The organism is Caulobacter sp. GW821-FHT05F04 (assembly GCF_059419665.1).
The window spans coordinates 1-13,072 of record NZ_JBWKSF010000012.1; the positions used below are offsets into that span (position 1 = coordinate 1).

Consider the following 13,072-nt stretch of genomic DNA (forward strand, 5'->3'; position numbering starts at 1 on the left):
GCGGCGGTCTGGGCGGTGGCCCAGCCGGTGGCGCACCCAGCGGTGGCTCGCCGCCACCGCCGCCGCCCAGCGGACCCTCGTCCGGTGGGGCCGCGCCCCAGCCCTCACCGACGCCGCGCGCCGCCAATCGCGATCCCGGTGACGGCGGCGGCCAACCCTCGGGTGGGGCAGAGCCGGACTGGGCGCGCGACCTGAAGACCAAGCAGGCTGTGGCGCACGGGGTGAGCCTGGCGGCCCACGCCACGGCTGCGGGCGACAATCACAGCGGCGGCGCCGCGCCTAAAATCTCGGAGGACTGATCATGGACCCCTTCAAGGGATCGGCGCGCTATGGCGCGACGCCGACGCCAGAGACCCCCTATCAGCGGGCCGGCCAGGCCTGGGACGAGCGCATCGGTTCGGCTCGTGTCCAGGCCGCCAACTGGCGCTATGCGGCGCTGGGGCTGCTGCTGGCCAACACCGCCTTGTCGGGAAGCTTGGCTTGGCTGGCCGCGCGGGGATCGATCACGCCCTGGGTGGTGCAGGTCGACAAGCTCGGCGAGCCGAGGATCGTCGCGCCGGCCGCCCTGGGCGCCAAGCCTGCCGACGCGGCGATCGCCTGGGCGCTGTCGCGGTTCATCGCCGACGTGCGCACCCGCTCGATCGATCCGGTGCTGATGCGCCAGGCCTGGCTTCGCGCCTACGATTTCGTCGAGGGCGACGGGGCCGCCACGCTGTCGGACTACGCACGCCGCGCCGACCCGTTCGGCGAGGCGGCCCGCACCCAGGTGATGGTCGAGGTGACCAATGTCGTGCGCGCCTCGCCGACCAGCTTTCGGGTGACCTGGACCGAGCAGCGCTTCACCGCCGGCGAGCGCGTGGGTGTCGAGCGCTGGGTCGCGGTGCTGGGCGTGTCGATCTCGACCCCGCGCACGCCCGAAGGTCTGAGGGCCAACCCTTTGGGCGTGCGCATCAAGGCCATCGCCTGGAGCAAGGAGTTCGGGGCATGAAGAGCATGGCCATCATCTCCGTCGCCTGGCTGTCGGCCTCGGCCGTGGCGGCCCAGGATGCGCGCCTGGCCACGCCCGGCGGCGCACGTGACTACGATTTCCTCGACCAGACCGTCTATCCGCTGGTCGCCACGCCCGGGCGCATCACCGACATCGTCCTGGAGCCCGGCGAGACGCTGACGGGGCCAATCGCCGCGGGCGACACCGCCCGCTGGATCATCGCCGACAGCGCCAGCGGATCTGGATCGACCCGGCGTGTCCACGTCCTGGTCAAGCCGACGGCCGCGCCGCTGGCCACCAACCTGCTCATCATGTCCGACCGGCGCACCTATCACCTGGAGCTGCGCGCCAGCGCCCGGACCTGGTACTCCGAGATCGCCTGGCGCTATGCGCCTGTCGTGCCGGCCCCGACGCCTGTCCTGGTCGAGCCGATCGAGTCGACGGACATCACGCTTCCCGATCCGGCCGGATCGACCTTCGCCTATCGACTGGAGGGCGATCAGGTCGCCTGGCGGCCCGCACGGGTCTTCGACGATGGACGGCGCACCTACCTCGCCTTCGCCCAGAGCGCCGATCTGACGGCTCTGCCGCCGCTCTACCAGGTCGGTGAGGATGGCAAAGCCAGCGAGCTGATCGACTACCACGTCATCGCGCGCACCCTGATCGTAGATCGTCTCGTGGATAGGGTGGAGCTGCGCCTGGGCTTGGGGCGCAAGGCCATGATCGTTCGTATCGTCCGCACGAACAAGGAGGCGGCGCGATGAACCAGGATCATCATACCGGAGCGGCCGACGCTCCCAAGACCCTTCAACTTCGCGGGGACGCGCCGCCGGTCGCAAGGCTGTCGCGCAAGGCCCTGGCGATCGGTGGAGGCGTCCTGTCGGCGACCCTGGCTGGAGCCCTCTTCTGGTCGCTTGCCGATCATCACAAGACGCCGCCGGCTGCGGTGCGTGAGCCGGGGCCGATGGTCCCGCCGGAAGGCGTGACCTCCCAGCCGCGCGACTATCGCACCACGGCGACCCCACAGCTGGGGCCGCCCTTGCCCGGCGACCTGGGGCGGCCAATCCTCAAGGCCGAGCAGCGACGTTTCGAGACCACGACTTCTGGAGCCGCGGCCTCGACCGCAGACGCGCCGACCAGCATCCCGGTGAGGGCGCCGGTCCCTTCGGCTCCGAAGTCAGCCAGGACGACCAGCGCCATGTCTGGCCTGTTCTTTGCCGCCGTGTCGGACCGCAGGCCTCAGGTCGAACAAGCTGCCGCTACGCCCTCTGTCGCGGTCGCGGACGCGAGGACCACCAGTCCCGAACGACTGGCCCCGCCGGCGTCTCGCTACATCGTGCTGGCGGGAACGGGCATTTCCGGCGCTCTGGTGACGGGGCTTCGATCCGACGCGCCCGGCCTGGCGGTCGGGCAAGTGACCCGGGACGTCTTCGACGGGCTGGGACGCGGCGTCCGGTTGATCCCAGCCGGCGCGCGGCTGATCGGCGGATACGACACGGAGGTTGCCGCCGGGGCGGCGCGGCTACGGATTAAGTGGACGCGTCTGATCCTGCCCAACGGGCGCTCGATCGTGCTCGATGATCTACCCGGCGCCGACGCCCAGGGCTTTGCCGGGCTGCAGGATAGCGTCGAACGCCATGCGCGGGCCGTCTTCGGCGCGGCCGCGCTCAGCACCGTCCTGGCCCTGGGGGCAGAGGCCGGCTCCAGCAGCGACGACGCCCTCGTCGAGGCCGTGCGGCGCGGCGGGGCGCGGGCGATTTCGGATGTCGGCCAGCAGGCGGTGTCCAAGAGCCTGGCCTTGCCGCCGGTCCTCACCGTGCGACCCGGCGCCCCGCTGACGGTCCTACTGTCGCGCGACCTGGTCCTTGAACCCTACGAAGAGAAAGCGACCCGATGAGCAAGCTGAAACTGGGGGCGATCGAGGACGACACGCCGGTCAAGCTGGCCTTGGAGCTGCCCGCCGCGCTGCATCGCGACCTGGTGGATTACGCCAAGGTCTTGGCGGCCGAAACCGGCGGCAAGGCGGTGGAGCCGGCCAAGCTCGTCGCGCCAATGCTCGCCCGCTTCATGGCCACCGACCGCGCCTTTGTCCGCGGGCGACGAACCAGAGGTGGCTAGACGTCCTTCCCTGGCCTTAGACCTCGGTAGTATCGAAGACGGTTAGCCTCCGTTCGTTCATCGGATTGGCCGCTCCAATAGAGCGATCTGGCCATGTGCAGCTGACATTACGGGTTCATTTCAGTCGCTATACAAATTCCCAAGCTTTGTAATTTTCGGCTGAGCCGACCGGACCGCAGCGCTATAGGGCGCGAATGAAAATCGTTCGCACTTAAGCGAGCTTCAGGTCCGGGATTTCAACCACATGTCGATCAACCGCACGTTCCGCGGCGCGCCTTCGCGCGCCCTGCTTCTAGCCTCGGCCGCGGCCCTTCTGGCCACGCCGGTCTTGGCGCAGACCATCAACGAGGTGAGCGGCGTCACGATCACTGGCCAGACCTCCTACAGGACCAATGCGATCACCTCGGCCACCAAGACGCCGACGGCGCTGATCGACGTGCCGCAGGCGGTCAATGTCGTCTCGGTCAAGCAGATCGAAGACCAGGCCGCCAACGGCATCGGCGACGCCGTCCGCTACGTGCCGGGCGTCTTCTCCTCGCAAGGCGAGAACAACCGCGACACCCTGAGCTTCCGGGGCAACCTGACGACCGCCAGCTTCTTCGTCGATGGCGTGCGCGACGACACCCAAAGCTATCGCGACCTCTACAACATCGAGCGCCTGGAGGTCTTCAAGGGCCCCAACGCCATGATCTTCGGTCGCGGCGTCACCGGCGGCCTGATCAACCGGGTGACCAAGGTCGCCGATGGCCAGCAGCACCTGGGCGCGCGCCTGGAGGTCGGCAGCTATGATCACTATCGCGGCCAGGTCGATCTTGGCGCGCCCGTCAGCGAGACGACCTCGCTGCGCGCGACCGGCGTCTGGCAGGACAGTGGCAGCTTCCGGGACGGCGTCTGGAACAAGCGCTGGGGCTTCAATCCGACGGCGACGTTCAAGCTGGATCCCGACACCACCCTGTCGATCGGCTACGAGCGCTTCCACGATAAGCGCATCGGCGATCGCGGCGTGTCGTCCTATCAGGGCAAGCCGCTGGAGACGCCGCGCGGCCAGTTCTTCGGCGATCCGGCTCAGAGCCCCAACTGGATCAACTCCAGCGCCGGCACGGTCTTCGTCGAGCACCGGTTTAGCGACACCATGTCGATCCGCAATCGCACGCGCTACGCCTACTATGACCGCTTCTACCAGAACGTCTTCCCCGGCGCGGTGAACACCACGGCCCAGACCAATCCGGCGGGCCTGGCGGCCGGCGTCTATGCGCCGGGTTCGATCGTGGCGATCAGCGCCTACAACAACGGCGCCAAGCGCCGCAACCTGATCAACCAGACGGACTTCAACGCCAAGGTCCAGACGGGCGGGGTGGAGCACACCCTGCTGATCGGCGCCGAGTTTGGCCGCCAGACCACCAGCAATCTGCGCACCGAGGGCTTCTTCCCGACCGCGACCAGCGCCAGCGGCGTGCAGACCATCTTCGTGCCGGTCAACGCCTCGCGGATCAGCCGGCCCGACGTCCAGTGGCGTGAAGCCGCCACCAGCGGCCATAACTTCAGCATCGCCAAGCTGGCGGCCGGCTATGTGCAGGACCAGATCGAGCTGTCGCCGAACGTCCAGGTGGTCGCCGGCCTGCGCTACGAGCACTACCAGACCGACGTCACCAACCGGAACCCGTTCCTGGCCGCCGGCACGCAGCGCAACTTCAGCGCCACCGACAATCTGTGGTCGCCGCGGGTGGGGGCGATCTTCAAGCCGGCGGTCAACACTTCGATTTACGCCTCCTACTCGAAGAGCTACCTGCCGCGCGGCGGCGACCAGCTCTCGGCCCTCAACCTCTCCAACCAGAGCCTTGCTCCGGAAAGGTACGAGAACTACGAGCTGGGCGCGAAGTGGGACGTCCTGCCGACCTTCAACCTCGCCGCGGCGATCTTCCAGCTGAACCGCGACAACGTGCTGGCGCTGAGCGACCCCAACAACGCCGCCTCGCCGACGATCCCGATCGGCCGCCAGCGGTCCAAGGGTGTGGAGCTGAGCGCCCAGGGCGAGATCACCCGCCAGCTCAGCATCGTGGCCTCCTACACCTATACCGACGCCAAGTTCCTGGACTCCCAGTCGGCGACGGTACGGGCCGGCAACCGCGTCAACCACGTGCCCAAGTCGTCGGGCGCAGTGTGGCTGCGCTATGACCCGAACAAGACCTTCGGCGGCGCCATCGGCGTGACCAGCATGGGCAAGCGGTTCGCGGCGACCGACAACACGGTCTCGCTGGCCGGCTTCACCCGCGTCGACGGCGCGCTCTACTACCGGATCAACAAGACCTACGACCTGCAGCTCAATGTCGAGAACCTCTTCGACAAGCGCTACTTCCAGTACGCCGATAGCAATAACAACATCTCGCCGGCTTCGGGTCGGGCGGCGAAGGTGAGCCTGAACGCCCGCTTCTGACGGCGACGCGGCGCGAGGTCGGTTCGCGCTGCGCCATCGTTGCGAAGGCCCTGCGGCCCGGTGTCGGGGAAACCCGGCGGCGGGCCGCTTGCGTCCTCGGTAACATTGCGGAACCGGGCGCCCAGGGGTGAGATCAGAAATCGGGCAGGGCTTCGGCTTCCCCCGTCGCTTCACGGACGATCGCGTCCCGGCGCTGGAGGTAGGCCGACCGCAGGCTGGCATAGGGATCGGTCGCATCATCCAGCGCGCGCAGGCCTGCGTCGAGTTTGACCCGGGTGTTCAGCCGGCTGGTGTTGCTGCGAACCGCGCCGAACGTCGTCCCGCCGCCGCCGCCGATCTGGGTGATTGGGTCCGCTGCGGCGTCGACCAGCCGGCCGACGGCGTCGCGAACGGTCAGGGGCCCCAGCAAGGGGACATAGAGGTAGGGGCCAGGGCGGGCGCCATATCGGCCCAGCGTCTGGCCAAAGTCGCTACGGTGATGGGCGATGCCCATCTTGCCCGCGACATCGAACAGCCCAAGAAGGCCGGCCGAGGAATTGATCAGGAAGCGCGACGTGGCCGCCTCGGCCCGCCGGGCATGGCCCTGGGCCAGATCGTTGAGGACCGTGCGCGGTTCGCCGAGATTGGTGATGACGGCGTCGACCCTGGCGCGTGCGTACGCCGGAGTGACGGCGACATAGGCGTGGGCGATAGGGCCGACAACGGTGTGGTCCAGCGCCATGCCAAGACCGAAGCTTGCGCGGTTCAGGCGCTGCAACGGGTCTTTGGGCGGCGTCTCGACCGTGGCCGTCTCGACGACGGGCGGGTCGGGTTCGATGGTCTGAGCCGCGGCGCTTGTCGCGATCGCACAGCTTAGAAGCAGGCCAGCCCAGCGGCAGCCGCGAATGACCTGTCGTGGGAGGGGGCGTTCGGTGCGGATAGGCGAGCAAGACGATCTCATGGGCGATCCCGTTGCTAAGAGGACGCCGAGGCGTCGATGTCGCCAATGACGCCACGGCCCGGCGCCCCCCCCACCAGATCGCCGAAGCCTGAGCGCGCCGCCAAAATCGATGAGAGGCGGCGGCGATGGCGGCGTCCTTGAACGCACGGGCCGTCGGGGCCCGGTCGTCCCGGAGGCCTCTAGTGTCCCAATCGTCCCTGGACCGTCGCGCGCTTCTGGCTGGCCTTGCCGCCAGCGCGGCGTGGACCGCGCCGGCCGCCGCCGAGGATCAGGCGATCAGCTTCGTGGCGCTGGGAGACTGGGGTCGTCGTGGCAAGCGCTCCCAGCGTCAGGTCGCTCGGGCCATGGGCGCGGCGGCGCAGGATCTGGCCAGTCGCTTCGTGCTGGCGGCCGGCGACAACTTCTATCCTGCAGGCGTCGCTTCGGTGGACGACCCCCATTGGCGAGAATCCTTTGAGGCGGTCTATGACGCCCCGGCCTTGCAGACCCCATGGTACGCCGCGCTTGGCAATCACGACTACCGGGGCGCGGCCCAGGCCCAGATTGACTATTCGGCCCAGAGTGCGCGCTGGCGCATGCCCAGCCGCTATTTCAAGATCGGCGGCGAGACGCTCGGCTCGGACCTGGTCGATCTCTTCGTGATCGACACCGCCCCGCTGGTCGATGGCGGCAACTACGACGAGATGCTGCAGCAGATGGCCCGCGGTCATCGCGAGCGTCACGACGGCGCTGAACAGATCGCCTGGCTCGAGCGCACGCTGGCCACCTCCACCGCACCTTGGAAGATCGTCATGGGCCATCACCCCGTCTATTCGGGCGGCCATGGCGACAGTCCCGAGCTGGTGGAGACTGTCGCGCCGCTGCTCGAGGCCCACGGCGTGCAGGCCTACATCAACGGCCACGACCACAGCCTGCAACACATCCGCCGTGGCCGTGTCGACTACATCTGTACGGGCTCAGGCGCGGACGCCGGCGATAAGGTCGAGGCGGTGGCTGGAACCCGCTTTTGCCTGTCTCGACCTGGCTTCGCGGCCTTCCGGCTGGAGGGCGAGGCGCTGGACTTGGCGTTTCGAGATCTCGACGGCCAGGTGGTCTACAAGGTCCGGCTCCTGCGTGATCGGCGGGGTAAGGCGTGAGCCAGCGCTTAGAAGCGGGCCGTCAGGCGCACGTTCAGGGTCCGGGGCCTCGGCGGGGTGACGATCTGGTCGCGAGTGATCAGGAACGGGTTGCCGAACGAGAAGCTGTTGGCATGACTGTTCAAGGGATTGTCCAGCGTCGCCGCCAGCGTCCAGCCCGGTGTGGTCAGGCTGGCCACGCCCCGCAGGCCCAGATACTCGCCCATCTCGTGGGCGGGATCGGCTTCGAAGGTCAGGTAGGACCCGCCGACATAGGACGCCTGGCCCTGGAGCCGCAGCGTCGGGCCGATCGCCAGCTCGCGATGATAGTCGAAGCCGAGACTGGCCGAGGCCCGCGACACGCCAGGAAGGCTGGCGTCCTTGCGCGTGCTGAAGGCGGGGTTGAGCTTGGTGACCTCCGGATCGTTGAGCAGAGCCGCTGCGCGCAGGTCCAGTCGCTCGTTGACCCGAAACGCCGCCTCGGCCTCGATCCCGCGGTTGGCGCCGTTGCCGATGTTGGCGGTATAGGCCGCGCCGTCGGCCAGGTACTGGTCGCTCTGCACCGACTCCCAATCGGCGAAGAACACCGCCGCGCGGCCCTGCAGACGATCGTCGAACGCCCGCAGCTTGACGCCCAGCTCGTAGTTCCAGAGTTCATCGGCCTGGTAGCGGCGCGGCGGGGTTTCGGGCGCGTCGAAGACTTGGCCGATGCGGCCGGCGGTGTTGAAGCCGCCGGGCCGATAACCCTCGGCGGCCTGGGCATAGAGCAGCAGGCCGGGCTTGGCGTCGTAGCTGACCAGGACCTTGGGCGAGAAGCCTGCGGCTTCCGCCGACGGGCGCGTCTGGCGTAGGCCGGCAGGCTGGGTGATCGTCGCGTCGGTACCGAATCGGAAATCGAACCAGCGCAGGCCGGCTGTCGCAGAGAGGCGCGGCGTGGCGTCGAACGTCATCTCGCCGTAGAGCGCGATCTCGCGGATAGTGTCGCGCCGCCGCTCGGCATAGGCGGCGGGCGAGCCGGCGGGCAGGGCGTGCAGGCTGGTGTTCAGCCGGATCGAGCCCGTCGAGGCGAAAGCCCCGACCAGGCCGTGCAGACGGTGCTCGCCCGGCGTGGCGTAGGTGACTTCGGCCACGGTCAGATCGATGCCCTTATTCTCATCGAACGCCGAGGCCGCATCGCCCAGGCCGTAGATCGACGAGACCGAGGTGGCGTCGTAGCGGCTGGCGAAGTCATGCGCCAATTGCGACACCGAGCCGGTCAGACGTCCCCAGCCGCCTTCGCCCGTCAGGGTCAGGGAGACGTGGTCGAAATCGTTGTCGTGCGGCTCGCGTACGAACGTGTCGCGCTGCTTGGGGCCCAACCGCTGCAAGCCGTACTGAGTGTCATCGTTGTCGATCCATTGCTGGGTGAGGCCCAGCGTCAATGTCCAGCCTGGCGTCAGGGCCGCGCGCAGACTGGCGCGGACGCCCGCGCGCTCGAAACCGTTAATGCGGCGCAGACCCAAGGCGCGATTGTCGATGTAGCCGTCCTGCGTCTCGCGATAGGCCACGGTTCTTAACGCCACGCGGCCGTGAAGGAGCGGGAGGTTGACCATCGCCTCCAACTCGTCACCGCGGCCACCGCCCTGAGTCCAGCCAAGGCCAGCCAGAACGCTGGCCTGGTAGCGGTCGAGATCGGGCTTTCGGGTGGCGATCCGCATCACGCCCCCCAGCGAGCCGCCGCCATAGAGCGTCCCCTGTGGCCCACGCATGATCTCCACCCGCTCGACATCGGCCAGCCGCAGGTCCGGGTCCGGCGCGCTGTAGGTGATCGGCACATCGTCCAGATAGAGCGCCACCATCGACTGGGTCTGGCCGGTGAAGGCGCCGTCCGATAGGCCGCGCAGCAGCACCTTGTCGCGTCCGGGTCCCAGGTTGGTCACGGTCATCCCCGCGACCTGGCTGGTCAGGTCGTAGAGGCTGGTGACTGCCTCGCGTTCCAGCGCGCCGCCTGACACCACCGAGATGGCGTACGGCGTGCGGCCGGGCAGGTTGGGATAGCGCTGGGCCGTGATCACCACCTCGCCCAGGCCTAGCGGCGTGGCTGCCGGCGCAGGTTTGGCCGGCCGCGGCGTAGCGGCGAGGCGGTGGATGATGATCGTGCGCGGATCAGGCTGGCTATAGCTGCAGCCGCTGCCGGCCAGCAGGCGGTCGAGCGCCGCCCCGACTGACAGGCGTCCGGAAAGCGCCGGGGCCTGGCCGCGACAGGCGTCGAGGTCGCCGCCCAAAGAAAGCTCGGCCTGCAGGGCGAAATCGATCAGGGCAGCGTGCAGCGGCTTGGCGGCGATCTGCAGCCGCACGACCGGAGACAGGCGGCCGGCCAGCAGGCGCGGCGCGGCCTCGGACGAGCCGGCAAGGCCCGCCAGGCCCGCGCTTAGGGCCGCGGCCCACAGGCGGCCGCCGCGATAGGTCCTGCGCCCCACGGTCAGCGGCGCGCCGGCTTGGCCTTGAGGATGACCCCCGTGGACGTCGTCTCAGCGACGATCGGGGCAAACAGTTCCAGGCGCCGGATCATGGCGGCCTCCTCGTCGACCAGCAGCACGCCTGACACTGTCACCGAGGCGGCGTTGGGATCAACGCGGATCGGTGTCGCGACATAGCGGTTGAGGTCGGCGACAACCTTCGTCAGCGGCGCGTGGTTATAGACGAGCTTGCCGGACTTCCAGGCGAAGGCGGCGTCGGGCTGGACCGTGGCGACCTTGGCGGTCGCGCCTGGTCCCTTGGCGAGTTGCTGGCCGCGAGCCAGGCGCACCGCGCCTTCGGGGCCGCCCGAGACCAAGACCAGGCCACGACGCACCGAGACGGCGAGGCTTCCAGCGTGGTTGAGAATGTTGAACTCCGTACCCAGCACCCGCACCTGCCGCTCCCCCACCGCCACCACGAAGGGCCGCTTCTCCAGGTGGGCGACATCGAAGCTGGCCTCGCCATCGACCAGGGTCACGTCGCGCTGTCGCGCCCCGAGGCTGACGCGCAGGGTCGTGGCCGCCCCCAGGGTCAGCCGTGAACCGTCGGCGAGGGCGACCTCGCGCGTCTCGCCGCGACTGGTCGAATAGTTGGTGAAGGCTGGCTGGGTGAAACGTGGAACAGCGACCAGACCCACGATGGCCGCCGCGGCCGCGACGCCAAGTCCGATCAGGAGCCCCCGCCGAGGCGCCCCGGCGGGCCGGCGCAGGGGCGTGACATTGGCCGCCATCGGTGCGGCGACGGCCGGATCGGGCGCGGTGTCATTGGCCGGCAGGTCGTCGAGATCGAGCCACACCGCCTCGACCGCTTCATAGGCGGCTGCGTGCTCGGGGTCAGCTTCCAGCCAGGCCTGGAACGCCGTCCAGTCCTCCAGGGCAGGATCGCCCTGCAGCCTGGCGAACCAGTCGGCGGCCGCCTGCTGGATCGGGTCTTGGTCGACGGACTTCGTCATAGGCGGTTCGCGCTTCCTTCGCGCCAAGTCTGAAACGGGCGCCGTCTCATTGACGTCACGCCACCCCAACCGCCTCTCCACATCCCGGTAAGGTGATGCCAATAGGTAACAGTCGTCATCGGCCCACCCGCTTGACCAGATGGCTCAGGGCCAGGCTGACATGCTTTTCGACGGCGCTGCGCGAGATGCTCATCCGCGCGGCGGTCTCGGCATGGGTCAGGCCCTCGAACTTGTGCAGCCGGAAGACGCGCTGGGTCAGCGGCGCGAGGGTCTCCAAGGCCTTGGAAAGCTTCTCCAACCGCTGGCGGGCGATCACCGCGCTTTCGGCGTCAGGGGTGTCGGCGATGTCGAGCGCCCCGATCGTGGCATGGTTGGTCCGGCGCCATTCGGTGTCACGCGCGCCGGCGCGCTTGGCCTGCCGCAGCCGGTCCAGCATCAGGTTCGAGGCCAGACGGTAGAGATAGGCCTGGGGGTTCTCGATCGGTTCTTCGGTGACCGCCTGGACCTTGAGATAGAGTTCCTGGACTAGGTCTTCGACCTCGCCACGCCCGCCCAGCCGCGCCAGGAAGAACCGGCGCATGTCCTCGCGCCGTTCCAGATAGACGGCCGCCAGCGGCGAAAGATCGGCAGGGGCGTCTTTCATCGCGCGCGAGCGCCGCAACGGTAGGGGAGCGAGATCGGAATCTGGCTGTCGGCGTTGGTCTGCATCGCCAGGCGTTCGGGCCGCTGAAAGAGTCGCTGGTACGCCAAGAGACATGGCTTGGCGGCGCGACGAAGGCAAGCTGCCCGGATGGTGACGAAGGCCGGCGATGGTCACGGCAGAGCCGCCGCTCGGCGGGCGCCGAGTGCTTCGGCAATGGCGGCGAAGAGCGCGGCGATGCGCTCGGTCACCCAGCTGACGGGGTTCTGGCCGGGGCGCTTGCGGCTGGCGACCCAGGTGGCGATACAGATCGTGGCGAAAAGGACCGCCGGCAAACCGACGGTGAGAGCCGCCGGCAGCCCGGCGCTCGTGGCCATGGCCTCGCCGAGGATCATGGAGGTCTCGAACAGGAAAAGCAGGATGCCGCCCGTCGCCATCGCCGAGCCCGAACCGGCCCGTTTGGCGCTGAGGCCGAATGGCACCGCCAGGAGCGGCAGCAGGGGCAGTATCAGGGCGCGGGAGGTGCGGGCGTAGAAGTCGGCCAGCAAGGTCTGCCGGGGCAGGGTCGGCTGGGCCTTGCCGAAACCTCGCTGCGCCAGCTCGATGAGGGTGAGCTCGCTGACGTCGTCGCCCCGGACGCGGAACAGCTTGCCCGACAGCGACAATGGCACGTCGAACGAGAAGCTTGCGAAATCGGTGACATACACCTGGGCGTCGGGCGTCGTGCTCACCTGGCGACCGTCGCGCAGGTCCAACGTGACGCTTTGGTCGCCGGCGTCCTTGCGCACCACCGCCGACACCGCCGTGAGGACGTCCTCGCGGCCGTCGGGCTCGATCTTGCGGATGAAGACGCGCTGGAGATTGCGGCCGCTGGCGTCCGTGCGATCGGCGGTCAGGAAGAGCGGCCCTGTGGAAAGCAGGGCCTTGGGCCGGACATCGCCGTTCCAACCCGCCTTCTCGGCCGCGTACAGTACGGCGTGATAGGCATAGCGGCTGTAGGGCTGGATGAAGCCGAACAGCAGCACGCTGAACATCATCAGCGCGGCGCCCAGGCCCACGAACGGGGCGGCAAAGCGCCCCAGCGACATGCCGCTGGCCAGGATCGCGTCGATCTCCGAGCTCTTGTTGAGGCCGTTGACCACCACGAAGAGGCCGATGAAAAAACCGCCGGGCAGGGTCAGGCCCACATAGTGCGGGACCAGATTAACCAGCAGCTCGCTCAGGTATTTGAAGCCGTCAGTCGTCTGAGAGAGCAGCTGGAAGGAGCGCATGATGCGCTCCATCAGGAACGCCACCATCGTGCTGATCAGCACGGCGGCCATCGGCGTCAGGGCCCGCCTCAGGAGATAGCGGTCGAGCGTCTTGAGGATCATGAGCACGCGCGGG

The 13,072-nt window shown here is 68.6% G+C and carries 11 protein-coding genes and 1 pseudogene; 7 read left to right on the plus strand and 5 right to left on the minus strand.

What is annotated here, in order from left to right:
• From AC07R7_RS23670 to AC07R7_RS23695, 6 genes and pseudogenes are all read left to right on the plus strand, one after another.
• Nucleotides 1-299, plus strand: a pseudogene (locus AC07R7_RS23670) (P-type conjugative transfer protein TrbL); the annotation flags it as partial.
• Between the two features lie 2 nt (nt 300-301).
• The gene (trbF, locus tag AC07R7_RS23675) at nt 302-988 is read left to right on the plus strand and encodes a conjugal transfer protein TrbF (RefSeq protein WP_494636800.1); all 687 of its coding nucleotides are present in this window, start codon (nt 302-304) and stop codon (nt 986-988) included.
• Entirely contained in the window at nt 985-1,752 is a 768-nt protein-coding gene (locus AC07R7_RS23680) for a TrbG/VirB9 family P-type conjugative transfer protein (RefSeq protein WP_494636801.1), read from the plus strand. The genes trbF and AC07R7_RS23680 overlap by 4 nt, the downstream gene beginning before the upstream one ends.
• Nucleotides 1,749-2,885: a TraB/TrbI/VirB10 family type IV secretion system protein gene (locus AC07R7_RS23685; protein ID WP_494636802.1), complete on the plus strand. Its 1,137-nt coding sequence runs from the start codon at nt 1,749-1,751 to the stop codon at nt 2,883-2,885. Before AC07R7_RS23680 ends, AC07R7_RS23685 begins: the two co-directional genes overlap by 4 nt.
• On the plus strand, nt 2,882-3,106 hold the full coding sequence (locus tag AC07R7_RS23690; RefSeq protein ID WP_494636803.1) for a DUF2274 domain-containing protein: 225 nt from the start codon (nt 2,882-2,884) through the stop codon (nt 3,104-3,106). The genes AC07R7_RS23685 and AC07R7_RS23690 overlap by 4 nt, the downstream gene beginning before the upstream one ends.
• Nucleotides 3,107-3,350: 244 nt before the next feature.
• Nucleotides 3,351-5,540: a TonB-dependent receptor gene (locus AC07R7_RS23695; RefSeq protein ID WP_494636804.1), complete on the plus strand. Its 2,190-nt coding sequence runs from the start codon at nt 3,351-3,353 to the stop codon at nt 5,538-5,540.
• Nucleotides 5,541-5,673: 133 nt separating this feature from the next.
• On the opposite strand, the gene AC07R7_RS23700 is transcribed toward AC07R7_RS23695, so the two are convergent.
• Nucleotides 5,674-6,480: an MlaA family lipoprotein gene (locus tag AC07R7_RS23700; protein WP_099503424.1), complete on the minus strand. Its 807-nt coding sequence runs from the start codon at nt 6,478-6,480 to the stop codon at nt 5,674-5,676.
• 182 nt (nt 6,481-6,662) lie between these two features.
• On the opposite strand from AC07R7_RS23700, the gene AC07R7_RS23705 reads away from it, so the two are divergent.
• Nucleotides 6,663-7,616, plus strand: coding sequence for a purple acid phosphatase family protein (locus AC07R7_RS23705; RefSeq protein WP_168193656.1), 954 nt, complete (start codon nt 6,663-6,665; stop codon nt 7,614-7,616).
• An 8-nt stretch (nt 7,617-7,624) separates the two neighbouring features.
• On the opposite strand, the gene AC07R7_RS23710 is transcribed toward AC07R7_RS23705, so the two are convergent.
• The 4 genes from AC07R7_RS23710 to AC07R7_RS23725 form a co-directional block, all read right to left on the minus strand.
• The gene (locus AC07R7_RS23710) at nt 7,625-10,054 is read right to left on the minus strand and encodes a TonB-dependent receptor (RefSeq protein ID WP_492888639.1); all 2,430 of its coding nucleotides are present in this window, start codon (nt 10,052-10,054) and stop codon (nt 7,625-7,627) included.
• 2 nt (nt 10,055-10,056) lie between these two features.
• Nucleotides 10,057-11,046, minus strand: coding sequence for a FecR family protein (locus tag AC07R7_RS23715; RefSeq protein ID WP_099503428.1), 990 nt, complete (start codon nt 11,044-11,046; stop codon nt 10,057-10,059).
• Nucleotides 11,047-11,161: 115 nt separating this feature from the next.
• Nucleotides 11,162-11,689, minus strand: a complete 528-nt coding sequence (locus tag AC07R7_RS23720; protein ID WP_246842020.1) for an RNA polymerase sigma factor — start codon at nt 11,687-11,689, stop codon at nt 11,162-11,164.
• A gap of 170 nt (nt 11,690-11,859) precedes the next feature.
• Nucleotides 11,860-13,059 (minus strand): LptF/LptG family permease, encoded by a 1,200-nt coding sequence (locus tag AC07R7_RS23725; RefSeq protein WP_492888640.1) that lies wholly within the window; start codon nt 13,057-13,059, stop codon nt 11,860-11,862.
• Between the last annotated feature and the right edge of the window lie 13 nt (nt 13,060-13,072).